Source organism: Pseudomonas hygromyciniae, assembly GCF_016925675.1.
Classification (GTDB): Bacteria; Pseudomonadota; Gammaproteobacteria; order Pseudomonadales; family Pseudomonadaceae; genus Aquipseudomonas; species Aquipseudomonas hygromyciniae.
In genome coordinates, this window is record NZ_CP070506.1 from 482,114 (window position 1) to 500,320 (window position 18,207).

The 18,207-nt window shown below is 61.2% G+C and carries 12 protein-coding genes and 2 pseudogenes; 8 read left to right on the forward strand and 6 right to left on the reverse strand.

All coding sequences use genetic code 11. The annotated features are described in order from the left end of the window. Window positions 1-212: 212 nt before the first annotated feature. Window positions 213-1,085 carry a methyl-accepting chemotaxis protein gene (locus tag JTY93_RS30245; RefSeq protein ID WP_446000215.1) on the reverse strand — a complete coding sequence of 291 codons (873 nt, stop codon included), beginning with the start codon at window positions 1,083-1,085 and terminating at the stop codon, window positions 213-215. A gap of 30 nt (window positions 1,086-1,115) precedes the next feature. Beyond that, window positions 1,116-1,904 (reverse strand): annotated as a pseudogene (locus tag JTY93_RS30250) (MCP four helix bundle domain-containing protein); the annotation flags it as partial. Window positions 1,905-2,112: 208 nt separating this feature from the next. Here JTY93_RS30250 and JTY93_RS02060 point away from each other — a divergent pair. After that, complete coding sequence (locus tag JTY93_RS02060; protein WP_029299225.1) at window positions 2,113-2,343, forward strand: hypothetical protein; 231 nt, start codon at window positions 2,113-2,115, stop codon at window positions 2,341-2,343. Further along, complete coding sequence (locus tag JTY93_RS02065; RefSeq protein ID WP_169992119.1) at window positions 2,340-2,633, forward strand: cell division protein ZapA; 294 nt, start codon at window positions 2,340-2,342, stop codon at window positions 2,631-2,633. Before JTY93_RS02060 ends, JTY93_RS02065 begins: the two co-directional genes overlap by 4 nt. Here the strand turns inward: JTY93_RS02065 and JTY93_RS02070 are convergent, their stop codons facing one another. Then, window positions 2,634-4,436, reverse strand: coding sequence for an acyl-CoA dehydrogenase (locus tag JTY93_RS02070; protein WP_205477368.1), 1,803 nt, complete (start codon window positions 4,434-4,436; stop codon window positions 2,634-2,636). Between the two features lie 468 nt (window positions 4,437-4,904). Continuing rightward, window positions 4,905-8,858 (reverse strand): trifunctional transcriptional regulator/proline dehydrogenase/L-glutamate gamma-semialdehyde dehydrogenase, encoded by a 3,954-nt coding sequence (gene putA, locus JTY93_RS02075; RefSeq protein WP_205480768.1) that lies wholly within the window; start codon window positions 8,856-8,858, stop codon window positions 4,905-4,907. A gap of 29 nt (window positions 8,859-8,887) precedes the next feature. Between putA and JTY93_RS02080 the strand changes: the two genes are divergently transcribed. The 5 genes and pseudogenes from JTY93_RS02080 (at window position 8,888) to JTY93_RS02100 (ending at window position 15,052) form a co-directional block, all read left to right on the forward strand. Beyond that, window positions 8,888-9,142, forward strand: a complete 255-nt coding sequence (locus JTY93_RS02080; protein ID WP_169991618.1) for a hypothetical protein — start codon at window positions 8,888-8,890, stop codon at window positions 9,140-9,142. Window positions 9,143-9,316: 174 nt separating this feature from the next. Continuing rightward, window positions 9,317-10,801, forward strand: coding sequence for a sodium/proline symporter PutP (putP, locus tag JTY93_RS02085; RefSeq protein ID WP_205480758.1), 1,485 nt, complete (start codon window positions 9,317-9,319; stop codon window positions 10,799-10,801). Between the two features lie 132 nt (window positions 10,802-10,933). Next, window positions 10,934-12,157 (forward strand): annotated as a pseudogene (locus JTY93_RS02090) (IS3 family transposase). Window positions 12,158-12,305: 148 nt separating this feature from the next. Next, window positions 12,306-14,342 (forward strand): type VI secretion system Vgr family protein, encoded by a 2,037-nt coding sequence (locus tag JTY93_RS02095; RefSeq protein ID WP_205480442.1) that lies wholly within the window; start codon window positions 12,306-12,308, stop codon window positions 14,340-14,342. After that, window positions 14,339-15,052, forward strand: a complete 714-nt coding sequence (locus JTY93_RS02100; protein WP_205480444.1) for a DUF4123 domain-containing protein — start codon at window positions 14,339-14,341, stop codon at window positions 15,050-15,052. The genes JTY93_RS02095 and JTY93_RS02100 overlap by 4 nt, the downstream gene beginning before the upstream one ends. 1 nt (window position 15,053) lies before the next feature. Here the strand turns inward: JTY93_RS02100 and JTY93_RS02105 are convergent, their stop codons facing one another. Next, on the reverse strand, window positions 15,054-16,322 hold the full coding sequence (locus tag JTY93_RS02105) for an O-acetylhomoserine aminocarboxypropyltransferase/cysteine synthase family protein (RefSeq protein WP_205480446.1): 1,269 nt from the start codon (window positions 16,320-16,322) through the stop codon (window positions 15,054-15,056). 251 nt (window positions 16,323-16,573) lie between these two features. Between JTY93_RS02105 and JTY93_RS02110 the strand changes: the two genes are divergently transcribed. Then, the gene (locus tag JTY93_RS02110) at window positions 16,574-17,410 is read left to right on the forward strand and encodes a 23S rRNA (adenine(2030)-N(6))-methyltransferase RlmJ (protein ID WP_169992133.1); all 837 of its coding nucleotides are present in this window, start codon (window positions 16,574-16,576) and stop codon (window positions 17,408-17,410) included. A gap of 119 nt (window positions 17,411-17,529) precedes the next feature. Here the strand turns inward: JTY93_RS02110 and msrA are convergent, their stop codons facing one another. Next, a complete protein-coding gene (msrA, locus tag JTY93_RS02115) occupies window positions 17,530-18,177 on the reverse strand; it encodes a peptide-methionine (S)-S-oxide reductase MsrA (RefSeq protein WP_205480448.1) in 648 nt (215 codons plus the stop codon). Between the last annotated feature and the right edge of the window lie 30 nt (window positions 18,178-18,207).

Below are 18,207 nucleotides of genomic sequence, written 5' to 3' on the forward strand. Positions count from 1 at the left end.
AGGCTCACCGCGGCGCTGCCATCGCAGCATAGGTATCTACACAACTTGGCCGCAACGCCTAAATCCAGGCAGAGAGGGCTGTTGTGGCGAGCGGGCTTGTCGGAACGCCGCATCGCCCGCTCGCCACAGGAGAGTTCGTCAGTTTCTGAAAAGTTGTGTAGATACCGATGGCCATCGCAGGCAAGCCAGGTCCTACAGGGGGTGACTGTATTTCAGAGGCTGAAACGCCCCACCATCCCATTCAAATCCACCGCCAGGCGCGACAACTCACTGCTCGCCGCACTGGTCTGGCTGGCGCCCGTGGCCGATTGCACCGACAAGTCGCGGATGTTCACCAGGTTGCGGTCCACTTCCCGCGCCACTTGCGCCTGTTCTTCTGCGGCGCTGGCGATCACCAGGTTGCGCTCGTTGATCTCGATGATCGCGCTATTGATGGTATCCAGGGACATCCCCGCGCCTTTGGCGATATTGAGTGTGGATTCAGCGCGCTCGGTGCTGTTGCGCATCGAGTCCACCGCCTGTTCGGTGCCGGCCTGGATACTGCCGATCATCCGCTCGATTTCACTGGTCGATTGCTGGGTGCGATGGGCCAGGGCCCGCACTTCATCGGCCACCACCGCAAAACCACGCCCGGCTTCCCCGGCACGTGCGGCTTCGATGGCGGCGTTCAGGGCCAGCAGGTTGGTCTGGTCGGCCAGGCCACGAATCACATCCAGCACCTTGCCGATATCCCGCGACTCTTCGGCCAGGGCGCCGATCAGCGTGGCGGTGCCCTGCACATCGGCGCTCATGCGTTCGATGGCGCTGACGGTTTCCTGCACCAGGTCGCGACCGTCGCCTGCAGAGGTCGTGGCGTTTTTCGAGGCTTCGGAAGTGCTGACCGCATTGCGTGCGACTTCTTCGACGGCGCTGGTCATCTCGTTGACGGCGGTGGCCGCCTGCTCGATCTCATTGTTTTGCTGGGTCAGGCCACGGGCGCTTTCGTCGGTGACGGCGTTCAGCTCTTCGGCAGCCGAGGCCAGTTGGGTGGCGGAGCCGGAAATGCGCTGCAGGGTGTCGCGCAACTTCTCCTGCATTTTATTCATTGCGCGCAACAGGCGGCCGGCTTCGTCATCGCCATCGACCTTGATCGACTGGGTCAGGTTGCCCTCGGCAATGTGCTCGGCGGCGTCCAGGGCTTGGGCGATGGGCAGGGTGATGCTGCGGGTCAGCAGCCAGGCAAACAGCACGGTCAGTGCGGTGGACAGCACCAGCAGGGCCACTACCAGGTCAAAGGCCGAGTCATATTGATCGGCAGCCTTTTGGTTGGTGGCATTGGCCATGTTGTTGTTGAGGTCCAGCAGGTGTGTGAGGGCCGCGTTGACCTGCTCGGAGTTGTTCAGCAATTGCGTGTTGAGCAGGGTGCGCAGTTCTTCTATCTGGTTGTTGCGCGACAGGCTCTTCATCCGCTCTTCAATCTGGTGGTACTGGCCCAGCAGGCGTACGTACTCGTCGTAGGCCAAGCGTTCCTCACGGCTTTCGATCAGCTTTTCATAAGTGCCCTGGGCTGTACGAATCTGCTGGTTGCGCAGTTCAAAGGCTTCCAGGGTCTTCTGTTGCACGTCTGGCTCGCGGTTGGTCAGCAGGCGATAAGACAGGACACGCAGGCGCAGGGTCAGTTGGGTAAAGTCCTCGAGGGCGCGAATGCTCGGCACGCTGCTCTGGGTGATGTCTTCGGCGGCCCCACGGATCTTGCTCATCTGGTTCAGCGCAAAAATACCGAGAAACAACATCAGCGCACCAATGCACGCGAAGCCGAGAAACGCGCGCGGCGCGATATTCATATTACGAAGAGACATGAGTGGTCCTGGGAGAGGCGCGATCCGTGCGGCTTTGAGGCGGGGTAAGCATGACCTATCGGACATGCGACCAAAGTCTTGAGGGGCTGTGCGCTTTTGTCGCACCCGGCACGGATTGGCAGGGATTCAGGAACCAGATGGCGTAAATGCAGTCACTAAGGCTCCACAGCGTGGCCTGACCCGTGAAATCAGGGCTGCGCGCCAGGATAACCCTGGCTTCCACGGTGAATTTTCTTTATCGTCACCGCCCTTTGAAAAAGCCCGAGAATTCAAAATGTTAGAAACATCCCTCAGCCAACTGGAACAACTGGTCAGTGACCTGGTGCAGCAGAATCAAGCATTGCTGGGCACCAACGAATCCCTCAAGGCAGAACTGGCTCGCGCCAAGGATGAGAACGACAGCCTGCAACTGAACCTGATGGAACAGGAAGAAAAGCAGGGCGCCACCGCGGCCCGTATCCAGGCGTTGGTTGAGCGTGTGAGCGCAGGTCCTGTGAGCGCATGAGTGAAGGGATAAAGGTCGTTTCGATTCTCGGTGAGGATTACTCGATCAAGGCGCCGGATGGGGAAGACAACACCCTGCTCAAAGCCGTGACCATGCTCAAGGCGTCCTTGGCCACCACCAAGCAGAAGTACCCGACCCTGATCGGCGACAAACTGCTGGTGCTGGCGGCGCTGAATCTATGTGCCGAGCAGATCGAGATGCAGCAGCGTCACCAGCAGGAACTCGACCGTTACCAAGAGCAAGTCAGCGCCACGGTCGATGTGATTTCCAAGGCCATCGGCCAGCCCTGATCAGAACCATTCATCCTGCATGGCCAGGCACGTATCGTCCCGTGCCTGCAGGATCGACAGTTCATGATGGCAGCCCGGTACCTCCCAGGTCAGGAAGTACCGGGCCGCTTGCAGCTTGCCCTTATAGAAGGCCACATCCGCTGCATTGCCTTTGGCCAAGCCTTCTTCGGCGCGGATCGCCTGTTCCAGCCAGCGCCAGCCAATCACCGTATGCCCAAATACTTTCAGGTATAGCGCCGAGTTCGCCAGGCTGCTGTTGACCTTGCCCTGGGCGAGATCCGTCAACAGCCCCAGGGTTACGCTTTGCAGGCGCGTCACCAACTGCTCCAGCGGCTCGCGCAGGGCCGTGAGTGACGGATATTCCTGGGCCCGTGCACCGGTCTCGGCGATCAGGCGAACCAACTGCTTCAAACCCGCGCCGCCGTTTTGCGCGAGCTTGCGCCCCAGCAGATCCAGGGACTGGATGCCGTGGGTACCTTCGTGGATCGGGTTCAGGCGGTTGTCGCGGTAGTACTGCTCCACCGGGTATTCGCGGGTGTAGCCGTGGCCGCCGAGAATCTGGATCGCCAATTCGTTGGCCTTCAGGCAGAACTCCGAGGGCCAGGACTTGACGATCGGGGTCAGCAGGTCGAGCAGTTCATGGGCCTGCTTGCGTCCGGCTTCACTGTCCAGGGTGGTGGTGTCATCGAACAGCCGTGCCGCGTACAGGCCCAGGTCGAAGGCACCTTCCACATAGGCTTTTTGCGTGAGCAGCATGCGCTTGATATCGGCGTGCTGGATGATCGACACCGGTGCGGTGTTCGGGTCCTTGCTGTCGGGCAGGCGGCCTTGCGGGCGTTCCCGGGCGTACTCCAGGGAATACAGGTAACCGGCGTAGCCCAGCATCACCGCGCCCATGCCGACGCCAATCCGCGCTTCGTTCATCATCTGGAACATACAGGCCAGGCCCTGGTGTGGCTTGCCCACCAGATAGCCGACACATTCGCCGTTATCGCCGAAGTTCAACGCCGTGGAGGTGGTGCCGCGCCAGCCCATCTTGTGGAACAGCCCGGCCAGCAACACATCGTTGCGCGGGCCCAGGCTGCCGTCATCGTTGACCAGGAACTTGGGCACGATAAACAGCGAAATGCCCTTCACCCCGGCCGGTGCGTCCGGCAGTTTGGCCAAGACCATATGCACGATGTTTTCCGACAGCGGGTGATCGCCGCCGGAGATGAAGATCTTGTTGCCCTTGAGCCGGTACGTGCCATCCGCCGCCGGCTCGGCGCGGGTGCGAATGTCCGACAGCGACGAGCCGGCATGGGGCTCGGTCAAGGCCATGGTGCCGAAGAATCGGCCTTCGATCATCGGTTGCAGAAAGCGTTGTTTCTGCTCCTCGGTGCCAAAACTCTCGATCAGATTGGCCGCGCCCATGGTCAGGAACGGGTAGGAGGTAGAGGCCGCATTGGCTGACTGAAAGTGCGCAAAGCAGGCCTGGGACAGGAGCGTCGGCAGTTGCATGCCACCGGCGTCGAAACTGCGGGCCGCGTTGAGAAAGCCTGCTTCGAGGAAGGCGTCGACTGCGGGTTTCACTTCCGGGATCAGGATCGCCTGGCCGTCTTCGTAGCGCGGTTCGTTCTCGTCACCCTTGCGGTTGTGCGGTGCGAAGTACTTTTCGGCGATGCTGCGCGCAGTGCCAATCGCAGCGTCGAAGGTTTCGCGATTATGTTCGGCAAACCGCTCGCGCTGGGTCAGGCCCTCGGCATCGAGGACTTCATACAGCTCGAAAGCCAGATTGCGGGAACTGAGGAGCGTCTCGGACATGGCGGCTTACCTATGTGGGAATAGGCCGCAGTCTAAGTGCGCGAATAGAGGCGCGATAGCAAGATTGATCTGGGTGATGGAGCAGCAAAACACAACGTAAAGGTCTGACGCGGTCAATGTAGGAGCTGGCTTGCCTGCGATGGCCATCGGTATCTACACAATTTTTGCCGCAGCGCATAAATCCTGGCAGAGAGGGCTCTTGTGGCGAGCGGGCTTGCCCCGCGCTGGGCTGCGAAGCAGCCCCAGTAAGCCGAGTGCGGTGTATCAGACACTCCGTAGCGGCTGGTTTTGGGGCTGCTTCGCAGCCCAGCGCGGGGCAAGCCCGCTCGCCACAGGGGAGTTCGTCAGTGTCTGAAAGTTGTGTAGATACCTATGGCCATCGCAGGCAGGCCAGCTCCTACATTTATCCGGTTTCGACAGATGCAATGCAGTGGGGCACCCATTGCAGGTGCCCCACTTTGGCAGTGATCAGCCGATCGTCATCAAGCTCGCGTTACCACCGGCCGCAGCGGTGTTGACGCTCAACGCGCGCTCGATCACCAAACGCTCCAGCGCAATGTTGGTTTCGCCCGAAGACAGGCCATTGACCCCGACAATCGCGCCGCTGCGCTGGGCCACTTGTTGGCAAACCCCACGCAGTTGGTCGGAATCGCCATGGTGCAGGACCGCATCGAAGATCACTTCGTCCTTGGTCCAGTCGGCCACACGCTGGATCTTTGCCTGAACTTCCTTCGGCAACCGTGGGAACAGCGCCTTGGTCAGGTCAGATTCCGGCCACACCGCCGAGCTACCCACCGCCAGTACGGCCGCCAGTTGTGCCAGCAGATCGCCTTCCACTTCTGCCAGGCACAGTACGTGCTCGCGGGGCAGGATGGCGTAGCTGTTGCGCTCGCCAGTCGGGCCGGCCAGCAGGCGGGTAACACCGCTTTGCGATTGCGCAGCAAACTGGCTGCACAGCACGCTCAGGTCGCTGAACTTATTGCTTTCGGCCCAGGTTTTCAGGGCGGTCAACGGTTGGCTCATGGCGTCACGCAGGCGTACATCCGGCGCGGCCAGTGCGTCACCACGCACGAAGGATTGCTCGATCGCATCGGTAGGACGGGTCGACAGCAGGCGGTAAAGGTACAGCGGGCCACCGGCTTTCGGACCGGTACCCGACAAGCCTTCGCCGCCGAATGGCTGCACGCCGACCACGGCACCAACGATATTGCGGTTGACGTAGACGTTACCGGCATGGACGTTGTCGATCACCTTGGCAATGGTCTCGTCGATACGGGTGTGCACGCCCAGGGTCAGGCCGTAGCCCGAGGCATTGATCTGGCCGATCAACTGGTCGATTTCCTTGCGCTTGTAGCGCACCACGTGCAGCACCGGACCGAAGATCTCCCGTTGCAGCTCGTCGAAGCTTTCCAGCTCGATCAGGGTTGGCATCACGAAGGTGCCGCGCTTGATTTCTTCGCTGTCGGCAATCGCTACCTGGTACACGGTGCGGCCTTTGTCGCGCATGGCCTGGATGTGTTTCTCGATACCTGCCTTGGCTTCGGCGTCGATCACCGGGCCGATATCCACGGACAGGCGCTCCGGGTTGCCCAGACGGCATTCCGCCATGGCACCCTTGAGCATTTCGATGACGCGGTCTGCCGAATCTTCCTGCAGGCACAGTACACGCAGGGCCGAGCAACGCTGGCCGGCACTGTCGAAGGCCGAGGAGACGACGTCGATCACCACCTGCTCGGTCAGGGCCGAGGAGTCGACGATCATCGCGTTCTGGCCACCGGTTTCGGCGATCAACGGGATCGGGCGACCCTGGGCATCCAGGCGACCGGCGACGTTACGCTGCAGCAGGCGCGCCACTTCGGTGGAGCCGGTGAACATCACGCCTTTGACGCGATCATCACCCACCAGGCGGGCACCGACGCTTTCGCCTTGGCCCGGCAGCAGTTGCAGCACACCTTGCGGAATACCGGCTTCCAGCAGCAGACGCACGGCTTGCGCGGCGACCAGCGGGGTTTGTTCGGCCGGCTTGGCCAGTACCGGGTTACCGGCGGCCAGTGCGGCGGCGACTTGGCCGCTGAAGATCGCCAGCGGGAAGTTCCACGGGCTGATGCAGACCACCGGGCCCAGTGGGCGGTGGGCATCGTTGGTGAAATCGTTACGCGCCTGCACGGCGTAGTAACGCAGGAAGTCCACGGCTTCACGCACTTCGGCGATGGCGTTGGCGAAGGTCTTGCCGGCTTCACGGGCCAGCAGGCCCATCAGTGGCTGGATCTCGCCTTCCATCAAGTCCGCGGCACGTTCCAGGATCGCGGCGCGCTCGGCCGGTGGAGTGGCCTGCCAGATCGGAGCGGCATTGAGGGCGCACTGGATCGCATTGTCGACGTCTTCGACGGTGGCTTCCTGGACGTGGCCGACCACATCACGCAGGTCGGAGGGGTTCAGCACCGGCGCAGCGGGTTCATTGCTGGAGGCGCAACCGAGCATCGGCGCGGCTTTCCAGTTGTTGTGCGCGGTAGCCAGCAACGCGCAGGACAGCGACGCCAGGCGGTGTTCGTTGGCCAGGTCGATGCCGGCCGAGTTGGCGCGGTCGCTGCCATACAGGTCACGCGGCAGTGGGATACGCGGGTGCGGCAGGCCGAAGCCGCCTTCCAGCGTCGCCATCTGCTCGATGCTGGCCACTGGATCGGCCACCAGCTCCTGGATCGAGATGGATTGGTCGGCGATGCGGTTGACGAACGAGGTGTTGGCGCCGTTTTCCAGCAGGCGACGCACCAGGTAGGCCAGCAGTGTTTCGTGGGTGCCGACCGGAGCGTACACGCGGCACGGACGGTTCAGCTTGCCTTCGGAAACCTTGCCTACAACCTGTTCGTACAGCGGTTCACCCATGCCGTGCAGGCACTGGAACTCGTACTGGCCGGGGTAATAGTTCTGGCCGGCAATATGGTAGATGGCCGACAAGGTGTGGGCGTTGTGCGTGGCGAACTGCGGGTAGATGACTTCCGGTACCGACAGCAGCTTGCGTGCGCAGGCGATGTAGGAAACGTCGGTGTACACCTTGCGGGTGTAGACCGGGTAGCCTTCCAGGCCTTCGACCTGGGCGCGCTTGATTTCGCTGTCCCAGTACGCGCCTTTTACCAGGCGGATCATCAGGCGGTGACGGCTGCGGCGGGCCAGGTCGATTACGTAGTCGATCACGTACGGGCAGCGCTTCTGGTACGCCTGGATCACGAAACCGATGCCGTTCCAGCCGGTCAGTTGCGGCTCGAAGCACAGGCGCTCGAGCAGGTCCAGGGACAGTTCCAGACGGTCGGCTTCTTCGGCATCGATGTTCAGGCCGATGTCGTATTGCTTGGCCAGCAGGGTCAGGGACAGCAGGCGTGGGTACAACTCGTCCATCACGCGCTCGTACTGGGCGCGGCTGTAGCGAGGGTGCAGGGCCGACAGCTTGATGGAAATGCCCGGGCCTTCATAAATCCCACGGCCATGGGAGGCTTTGCCGATGGAGTGAATAGCTTGTTCGTACGAGGCCAGGTATTTCTGGGCGTCGTGTTCGGTGAGTGCGGCTTCACCGAGCATGTCGTAGGAGTAGCGGAAGCCCTTGGCTTCGAACTTGCTCGCGTTGGCCAGGGCTTCGGCGATGGTTTCGCCGGTGACGAACTGCTCGCCCATCAGGCGCATGGCCATGTCGACGCCCTTGCGGATCATCGGCTCGCCGCTCTTGCCGATGATGCGGCTCAGGGACGAGGTCAGGCCGGCCTCGTTATGGGTGGCGACCAGTTTGCCGGTCAGCAGCAGGCCCCAAGTGGCCGCGTTGACGAACAGCGATGGGCTGTTGCCCAGGTGCGGATGCCAGTTGCCGGTGCTGATCTTGTCGCGGATCAGTGCGTCACGGGTGCCCTTGTCCGGGATGCGCAGCAGCGCTTCGGCCAGGCACATCAGTGCCACGCCTTCCTGGGACGACAGGGAGAATTCTTGCAGTAGACCCTGGACGATCCCGGCACGGCCGCCGGCGCTCTTCTGGTTGCGCAGTTTTTCGGCAATCGAGGCAGCCAGCTTGTTGGTGGCTTCGGCCATCTGGGCCGGCAGGCGGGCCTGCTCGATCAGCATCGGCACCACTTCCGGCTCGGGGCGGCGGTAAGCGGCGGTGATCGATGCACGTAGTACCGATTGCGGCAGAATGCTTTCGGCAAATTCGAGGAAGCACTGGTGGGCGTGGTCGTTCTGCACCTCACCGGCGTCGTCTGCGTCCTTGATGCCCGAGCCGTTGAGCTCGGTCAGGGTTGCACCACCCTCGAGTTTCTCCAGGTAATTGAAAATTGCCTGCTTGATCAGCCAGTGCGGCGTGCGATCAATGGAGGTCGCGGCGGCCTTCAGGCGTTCGCGGGTCGGGTCATCGAGTTTGACCCCAAGGGTGGTCGTAGCCATATTTTTATCCTCATGGGTGCCACTACTGCGTGGCATCAGCTGGCGGCAAGATTAGCTTTGCGCAGTACGAGGTGCAACCGGGTGCAACCCATTTTCTTCATGAAATCCACGCTGCTCGTCAGAAATCATTTTTACTCGACGGAATCGGCTGGGTATTGGTGCATTTGCTTCTGGATTTGGCTGTTCTTGCTCCGAAAAGGAGCAAAAAACCGCCGTTTGCCGAAAATCATCCCTGGGTGCAACTTATTCTCGCGAAACTGGTTGCACCTTATTTGCTTTGTTGAATAGCATTCGCGCCCAAGGTGCAACCAACTGCAAGGTTCGGTTCATCGGCTGATGGCTTTCCTGGGGAAACGTCAGTCATAAATGCGCGGCATGCAGTTTCGTCTACAAGCTACTCTCTTGTAGGTGGGCTGACAGACCGCCGCTACATAAAAACAAAGCCAGGGCGTAACTCAATGAGCGTAAGTAATCCAACCCTGATCACATTTGTGATCTACATCGCGGCAATGGTGTTGATTGGTCTGATGGCCTATCGCTCCACCAATAACCTTTCCGATTACATCCTCGGTGGTCGCAGCCTCGGCAGCGTCGTTACCGCACTCTCGGCTGGCGCCTCGGATATGAGCGGCTGGTTGTTGATGGGCCTGCCAGGCGCCATCTACATGTCGGGCCTGTCGGAAAGCTGGATCGCCATCGGCCTGATCGTCGGTGCTTACCTGAACTGGCTGTTTGTGGCCGGTCGCCTGCGCGTGCAGACCGAACACAACGGCGACGCCCTGACCCTGCCGGACTACTTCTCCAGCCGCTTTGAAGACAAAAGCGGCCTGCTGCGCATCATCTCGGCAGTGGTAATCCTGGTGTTCTTCACCATCTACTGCGCTTCCGGCATCGTGGCCGGTGCCCGTCTATTTGAAAGCACCTTCGGCATGTCCTACGAGACCGCGCTGTGGGCCGGTGCTGCAGCAACGATTGCCTACACCTTCATCGGTGGTTTCCTGGCAGTAAGCTGGACAGATACCGTACAAGCCACCCTGATGATCTTCGCGTTGATCCTGACGCCCATCATCGTGTTGCTGGCTACCGGCGGTGTCGATACCACCTTCCTGGCCATTGAAGCGAAGGATCCAACCAACTTCGACATGCTGAAAAACACCACCTTCATCGGCATCATCTCGCTGATGGGCTGGGGCCTGGGCTACTTCGGCCAGCCGCACATCCTCGCGCGCTTCATGGCGGCGGATTCGGTCAAGTCGATTGCCAAGGCGCGCCGCATCTCCATGACCTGGATGATCCTGTGCCTGGCCGGCACCGTTGCTGTAGGTTTCTTCGGTATTGCCTACTTCTCGGCACACCCTGAAGTCGCCGGTCCCGTGACCGAAAACCCAGAGCGTGTGTTCATCGAACTGGCCAAGCTGTTGTTCAACCCTTGGGTTGCTGGCGTGCTGCTGTCGGCCATTCTGGCTGCCGTGATGAGCACCCTGAGCTGCCAGTTGCTGGTGTGCTCCAGCGCCCTGACCGAAGACTTCTACAAGGCTTTCCTGCGCAAGGGCGCTTCCCAGCTTGAATTGGTATGGGTAGGTCGCATCATGGTGCTGGTGGTTGCGCTGATCGCTATCGCGATGGCCGCCAACCCGGAAAACCGCGTACTGGGTCTGGTGAGCTACGCCTGGGCCGGCTTCGGTGCTGCATTCGGTCCTGTGGTCCTGATCTCGGTCCTGTGGAAAGGCATGACCCGCAACGGCGCACTGGCCGGTATCCTGGTCGGCGCGATCACCGTGATCGTGTGGAAGCACTTCGAGCTGCTGGGGCTGTACGAAATCATCCCAGGCTTCCTGTTCGCCAGCCTGGCGATCTACTTCGTGAGCAAGATGGGCGCCCCGACTGCCGGTATGGTTGAGCGCTTCGCCGCTGCCGAGAAAGACTACAACCTCAACAAGTGAGGCGTTCGGCAGGCCGTGATGGCCCGCTGAACTGATAAAAAGGCCCGCATCCCTGGATGGCGGGCCTTTTTTTTGGTGCTGTCCCGTCCTGAATAAGGTTTACACCTTCTGACCTATCTTCAGGAGGAACCAATGGATTCGGGCAAAAGGCGGAGCCAGCGTGACTACACGCTAGCCTTTAAATTATCGGTCGTAGACCAGGTCGAAAAGGGCGAGTTGAGTTATAAAGAGGCTCAACGGCGCTACGGCATTCAGGGCCGGTCCACGGTACTGGTCTGGCTACGCAAGCATGGCCGGCAGGACTGGAGCCAAGGCGCCTCAATTCGAGAGCCGAGGAGCAGGTCCATGACCGAGCAAACCCTCCCGCTGACACCCGAGCAGCGGATCAAAGAGCTCGAAGAACAGCTGGCGCTAAGCAATCAGAAGGCGCAATTCTTCGAAGCCGTCGTGAATGTTCTGAAGAATGACTACGGTGTTTGCGTCGTAAAAAAGCGACCCGGCAAGTCCTCTCGCAAGGGCAAATCCAAGACCTGAGCATCACCAGGGCTTGCCTGTTCATGGGCATTTCGCGCCAAGCGTATTACCAACGTAATCGAGCTTTTGACGCAAGGACTCGTCAAGATCAAGAGGTCATGGACTTTGTTCTTGAAAAGCGCCGCCGCCAGCCCAGGATAGGCACGCGCAAGCTGCATTACCTGATGAGCGTCGAAGTTGGCGCGCCAGTGCGGGTCGGTAGAGACCGCCTGTTTAGCATCTTGCGCAACGCTCGAGAACTGGTGGTGCGCAAACGGGCTTACCACAAAACGACGGACAGCCATCACCGTTTTCGCCGCCATCCGAATTTGCTCAAAGAGGGTCCAGGACAAATCGTTGCCAGCAGGCCCGAGCATGTCTGGGTCGCAGATATAACCTACCTGCCGACACAGGAAAGCGTCGCCTACGTGAGCCTCGTGACAGACGCTTACTCGCGCAAGATCGTAGGCCATCATGTGCATGAGAGCTTGCATACCGAGTCGGTGATCAAAGCGATGGAAAAAGCAATTAGCAAACGTCGAAGCAAGCTGCCACTGATCCATCACTCAGACCGTGGCGCCCAATACTGCTCCGAGCTTTACCAGCGCTTGCACGCTAGCCATAACGTTAGATGCTCAATGACCGACGGATATGACTGCTACCAGAATGCTCTGGCAGAAAGGATAAACGGGATCTTGAAGACCGAGCTTTTGCTGTGCCGCCCCTAAAAACCTGGCGGAAGCAGTGAAAATGGTGGATGAATCGGTGCTGATCTACAACGGGGAACGGCCACACCTGTCCCTGAAATACAAAACGCCCGATGCGGTGCATCGGGCGTTTTGAGACTGAAACAGGTGTAAACCTATTTCAGGACTAGACATGCGACGGTGTCGGTTGTCTTGTAGGGAATTACTGAATTGCCTGCAGCCCGCGCAGCTCGGCAAATGGCTGGTGCAGAATCCCAGGCCCTCCACTTGCAGAGAAACACCGGATGTTCGCTCCTGCCAATCAAAGTGCATTTAGCCTGACCGTCGACGGCCAGCCCAGTGACCTCAAGGTCCTGGCATTCAAGGGCGAGGAGGCAATCAGCCAGCCTTATCGTTTTGATGTTGAACTGGTCGGCGAGCAGCCGGACCTGGATCTGGAAAACCTATTGCACCGCCAAGCCTTTCTCGCCTTCGATGCGTTGGGCCACGGCATTCACGGGCAAATCCAGAGCGTTGCGCAAGGTGACTCGGGGCGGCGCCTGACCCGCTATCAATTGAGCCTGGTGCCGCAACTGGCTTACCTGCAACACAGTGCCCAGCAACGTATTTTCCAGCACAAGACGGTGCCGCAGATCATCAGCCTGGTGCTTGAAGGGCAGGGCATCCAACGCGATGCCTTTGAATGGCGGCTGGGCACGACCTATCCCGAACGTGAGTACTGCGTGCAGTTCGATGAGAGCGATCTGGCGTTTATCCAGCGGCTGTGTGCCGAACTGGGGATTCACTTTCACTTTCAGCATTCGCCGGACGGGCATCTGCTGGTGTTCGGCGATGATCAGACGGTATTCGCCCAGGCAGACCAGCCGACAGGCTATGCGCCGGGCTCGGGGATGGTTGCGGCGGTGCCCGTGATCAAGCGTTTCAGCGTGCGTCTGGAGGCGCGGACCACCGGGGTCAACCTGCGCGACTATGATTTTCGCAAGCCGCGCCTGACGCTGGAAAGCACTGCCCTTGGCGAGCAACTGCCGGCGTTGGAGGTCCAGGGCTATCCCGGGCATTTCACCGACCGTGGCCATGGCAAGCACCTGGCGCAGCGGGCGTTGGAGCGTTACCGCAGCGACCAGCGGCAGGCCCGGGGTGAGGGCGACCAGGCGGCGTTGGTCAGCGGGCAGTTCCTCACGCTGGCCGACCATCCGCGTCAGGAATGGAATGGCCTGTGGCTGGTGACGCGGGTGATCCACCAGGGCCGGCAACCGCAAGTGCTGGAGGAATCCGTGGGCGCGGTGGATGAGCAGGGGTACCGCAACGAGTTTTTTGCCACGCCCTGGGATGTGCCGTTTCGCCCGCCGCTGCCTGAGGCCAGGGTACCGATTGCCGGTTATCAGAACGCCGTGGTCACTGGGCCCGTGGACAGCGAAATCCATTGCGACGAGTTTGGCCGGGTCAAGGTCCAACTGGCTTGGGATCGCCACGGCCAATCCGGCGAACATTCCAGCTGCTGGCTGCGGGTCGCCAGCGCCTGGGCCCATGAGCACTACGGCAGCGTGGTGATTCCGCGGGTGGGCATGGAAGTGCTGGTGGGCTTCGTCAACGGTGATATCGACATGCCGCTGGTGGTGGGTTGCCTGGCCAACGGCGCGACGCCGGTGCCCCTCGACCTGCCGGCGGACAAGACCCGCAGTATCTTCCGCAGCCAGAGCAGCCCGGGGGGTGGCGGCTATAACGAGCTGCGCATCGAAGACCGTAAGGGCGCCGAGCAGATCTATCTGCGTGCCCAGCGTGACTGGACCCAGCACGTGCTCCACGATTTGCGCCTGCAGGTGGATCACCAGCGCCATGTGCAGGTAAGCGGCGAGTCGCACCACGAGTTGCACGGCCAAGAGCAGCGGATTACCCACGGCGACCGGCTGACGGAAGTGAAGCAGGACGATCATCTGGTGATCGCTGGGCAGCAGCAGGTGCAGGTGGCGCGCTACTCGTTGCAGGCGGGCCAGCAGATCAGCCTTGGCGCGGGCCAGCAAATGGTGGTCGATGGTGGTGCCAGCCTGACGCTGCAGGCTGGTGGGCAATGGCTGACCCTGTCGGCTGGGGGGATTTTCAGCAGTACGCCGATCCAGTTGGGCGGCGCACCGTCGGCGGCTGCAGCGTCATCACCTTTGCGCCCGGGTGTTCAGGAAACCCTGCTGGCGGCGTTGGCCGCGCCGTTGAGTGCCGCACAAGTGTTCAGTTTCAAGCGCAGTGCGCCATTCTGCGAGGAGTGTGAGCGCTGCAAGCAGGGCGTCTGCGACACCCCTCGGCATCGAGCCGGAGGCCTGCAATGATGACTCCGCGCGAATGGCTGGCCCAGGAGCCGCTGCAGGACGGCGAGCAGGTGTTTGTCATCCTGGCCAGCACCAGTGATTGCCAACCGGTGGCGGCCTGGCGCCAGGCGGATGGCGGGCCGCTGAGCCCGGTGTGGGCCGGCAGCGAGTACGGCGCTTGGGGTGAGGTGATGCCCTATGTGGCGTTGGTCAGCGACAGCAGTGGGTTTCTCGACTGGGCGGCGCAATGTACCGCTACCGATTGGGGCTGGCTGGCCGTGTCCTCCAGCCCGCTCGCCACGGTGGTCGAACATCTCGCGAGCCTGACCAAGGTGCGGTTGCCCGAGGGGCAAGAGGTGTTCTTTCGTTTCTGGGATGGCGGCTATCTGCTGCCGATCCTGCAAACGCTGGGGGCTGGGGCGGCGGAAGTCATTCCAGTGTTTCGCCGCTACTGGCTCAATGGGCAGCCTCAGCAAGTGCCGGCCAGGGTGGCGGGGGCGGCGAGGCAAAGCCCGTGGTGGGATGTGCCGGCCACCCTGCTCAAGCAGCTTGGCGAGCAGTCCAGCGTGACCCTGGTGGACAACCTGCTGCAATGGCTGGCCCAAGAGCACCCCGACCTGCACGACGCCTACGCACCCGCGACCTTGAAGCACAAGGTCGCGTATTTTGTGCGCCAGCCCTACGCCGCAGACCAGGCATTGGTTGCCTACCTGGCCGGCGAGCGGGGTTGAATCAGGCGTTCAAGGATTGCTGCAAGTCATCGAGCAGGTCTTCAATCGCCTCGATGCCTACCGACAGACGGATCATCTCCGGACGCACACCGGCCTTGGCTTGCTCTTGTGTATTCATCTGCCGGTGAGTGGTGGAGGCCGGATGGCAGGCCAGGGATTTGGCATCGCCGATATTCACCAGGCGTTTGAAGATTTGCAGCGCATCGTAGAAGCGCACCCCGGCTTCATAGCCGCCTTTGAGGCCAAAGGACAGGATCGCCGAGGGCTTGCCCTGCATGTATTTTTGCGCCAGATGATGGTGGGGGTGATCTGGCAGGCCGGCGTAGCTGACCCACTCCACCTGTTCGTGGGCCTGCAAGAACTGCGCGACTTTCAGCGCGTTTTCGGTGTGGCGCTCCATGCGCAGGGCCAGGGTTTCCAGACCTTGCAGCAACAGGAAGGCGTTCATCGGCGCCAAGGCCGCGCCAGTATTGCGCAGTGGCACGGTGCGGGCCCGGGCGATAAAGGCCGCCGGGCCGAACTTTTCGGTGTAGACCACGCCGTGGTAGGCCGGCTCCGGCTCATTGAGGCCGGGGAATTTTTGCGGGTAGTCGGTCCAGGGGAAGGTGCCGCTGTCGACAATTACCCCGCCCAGGGAATTGCCGTGGCCGCCGACATATTTGGTCAGGGAATGCACGACGATGTCCGCGCCAAACTGGATCGGCTTGCACAGGATCGGCGTGGCGACGGTGTTATCCACCATCAGCGGTACGCCGCGGGCGTGGGCGGCGTCGGCCAGGGCCTGCAGGTCGACGATATTGCCGGCCGGGTTGCCGATGCTCTCGCAGTACACGAGCTTGGTGTTTTCGTCGATCAGTTCGGCGATGGCTTGGGCCGAGTCATCGCGGGCAAAGCGCACGTCAACGCCGAAGCTGGGCAGCAGGTGGGCGAACAGGGTGTAAGTGCCGCCGTACAGCTGTGGAGTGGAGACGATATTGTCGCCGGCGCGGGTCAGGGCCTGGATGGCATAGTGGATCGCCGCGCTGCCTGCCGACACGGCCAGGGCCGCGATCCCGCCTTCCAGCGCCGCCATGCGCTGTTCCAGCACGTCATTGGTGGGGTTCATGATCCGCGTGTAGATATTGCCGGGCACGTCGAGGTTGAACAGGTCGGCGCCGTGCTGGGCGTTATCGAACTCGAAAGCGACGTTCTGGTAGATCGGTACGGCGACGGCCTTGGTGGTGGGGTCCGATTTGAAGCCGTGGTGCAGGGCGAGGGTGGCGTCTTTCATGATGCTGTTTGACCTCCTTGGATTGCATGGGCAGCCCCGGACAATGGGGGTGCTGGCTTGCCGGCGATAGCGTCACCGCGGCGTATGGGTAATACCCCGTCGCCTGCATCGCGGGCAAGCCCGCTCCCACATAACCGGCTAGAACGTTTTCGGTGCGTGCCCTACGTTTGTGGCATAAGCACCGCCTGGCATGCGGCCCTGCACCTTTGCCCGCGTAAAAGGTAAACTTCGCCCCCTGCGCAGGAGCAACCATGAATTATCGTCACGCCTTTCACGCCGGCAACCACGCCGATGTCTTCAAACACCTGACCTTGACCCGCCTCATCGCCCTGATGTCGCGCAAGGAGCAGCCGTTTGCCTATCTCGACACCCACGCCGGGATCGGTCTGTACGACCTGCAAGGCGACCAGGCCAATCGCACCGGTGAATACCTGGAAGGCATCGCCCGTCTTTGGGGCGAGGAGGACCTGCCAGCGCTGACTGCTGACTACATGCGGGTGCTGCACGAGATGAACCCGGACGGCCAATTGCGCTATTACCCAGGTTCGCCGGAACTGGCGCGGCGCCTGACCCGGCCACAGGACCGCGTGTTGCTCAACGAAAAACACCCGGAAGACGGCGTGCTGCTCAAAGACAACATGAAGGGCGACCGCCGCGTGAAGGTCCATCTGGGCGAGGGCTGGCATGTGCCACGGGCCTTGCTGCCGGTGCCGGAAAAGCGTGCCTTGATGCTGATCGACCCGCCGTTCGAGAAGCTCGATGAGATGCAGCGCTGCGCCGCCTCCCTCAAGGAAGCCGTGGGCCGCATGCGTCAGACGGTCGCCGCAATCTGGTACCCCGTGAAAGACCAGCGCATGCTGCGCCGCTTCTATCAGGACCTGGCCGGCACCGGCGCGCCAAAGCTGCTGCGCGTGGAATTGCTGGTGCATCCGCTGGACACCCCCAACACCCTGACCGGCTCGGGCCTGGCGATTGCCAACCCGCCGTGGGGGTTGGAGGAGGAGTTGCGTGAGTTGCTGCCGTGGCTGTCGAAGAAGCTGGGGCAGACCCAGGGTGGGTGGCAGATGGATTGGCTGATCGCCGAATAACGGCATCAAGTCGGTCACAGAACAAATGTGGGAGCGGGCTTGCTCGCGAAAGCGGTGTATCAGTCGCCATATTCTCTGACTGACACACCGCTTTCGCGAGCAAGCCCGCTCCCACATTTTTAGATCGGGCAGGTCACGCCAGTCCCGCCAATCCCGCAGTAACCCTGGGGATTCTTCGCCAGGTACTGCTGGTGATAGGCCTCGGCGAAGTACACCGTCGGCGCCTGGTCGATTTCGGTGGTGATTTCCCCCAGGCCAGCCTTGGTCAGCTCTTGCTGGTAAGCCTGTGCACTGGCATTGGCAGCGGCCAGTTGCTCAGGGGTGGTGGCGTAGATCACCGAGCGATACTGGCTGCCGATATCATTGCCCTGGCGCATGCCCTGGGTCGGGTTGTGCAGCTCCCAGAACATCTTCAACAGGTCTTCGTACTTGAGTTTGGCCTGGTCATACACCACCAGCACCACTTCGCTATGGCCGGTCAGGCCCGAGCAGACTTCTTCATAGGTCGGGTTGGGCGTGAAGCCGCCGGCGTAGCCGACCACTGTGCTGACTACACCATCGCGTTGCCAGAACTTGCGTTCGGCACCCCAGAAACAGCCCAGGCCAAAAATCGCAAAACCCACATCGTCCATGAACGGGCCCAGCAGCGGGTTACCGTTGACGAAGTGCGTCTCGGGCAGGTTCATCGGGGTTTCACGACCAGGCAGGGCTTGTTCGGCAGTAGGCAGCACGTTTTTATTCACCAGGATTTCCGAGCGCAAGACCATGATCAGTCCTCTCGTCAGGTTGAGTTAACA

Coding starts and splice junctions, on each gene's coding strand:
- JTY93_RS30245 (WP_446000215.1), bottom strand. CDS start 1,085: ATGAATAAAATGCAGGAGAAGTTGCGCGACACCCTGCAGCGCATTTCC.
- JTY93_RS02060 (WP_029299225.1), top strand. CDS start 2,113: ATGTTAGAAACATCCCTCAGCCAACTGGAACAACTGGTCAGTGACCTG.
- JTY93_RS02065 (WP_169992119.1), top strand. CDS start 2,340: ATGAGTGAAGGGATAAAGGTCGTTTCGATTCTCGGTGAGGATTACTCG.
- JTY93_RS02070 (WP_205477368.1), bottom strand. CDS start 4,436: ATGTCCGAGACGCTCCTCAGTTCCCGCAATCTGGCTTTCGAGCTGTAT.
- putA (WP_205480768.1), bottom strand. CDS start 8,858: ATGGCTACGACCACCCTTGGGGTCAAACTCGATGACCCGACCCGCGAA.
- putP (WP_205480758.1), top strand. CDS start 9,317: ATGAGCGTAAGTAATCCAACCCTGATCACATTTGTGATCTACATCGCG.
- JTY93_RS02095 (WP_205480442.1), top strand. CDS start 12,306: ATGTTCGCTCCTGCCAATCAAAGTGCATTTAGCCTGACCGTCGACGGC.
- JTY93_RS02100 (WP_205480444.1), top strand. CDS start 14,339: ATGATGACTCCGCGCGAATGGCTGGCCCAGGAGCCGCTGCAGGACGGC.
- JTY93_RS02105 (WP_205480446.1), bottom strand. CDS start 16,322: ATGAAAGACGCCACCCTCGCCCTGCACCACGGCTTCAAATCGGACCCC.
- JTY93_RS02110 (WP_169992133.1), top strand. CDS start 16,574: ATGAATTATCGTCACGCCTTTCACGCCGGCAACCACGCCGATGTCTTC.
- msrA (WP_205480448.1), bottom strand. CDS start 18,177: ATGGTCTTGCGCTCGGAAATCCTGGTGAATAAAAACGTGCTGCCTACT.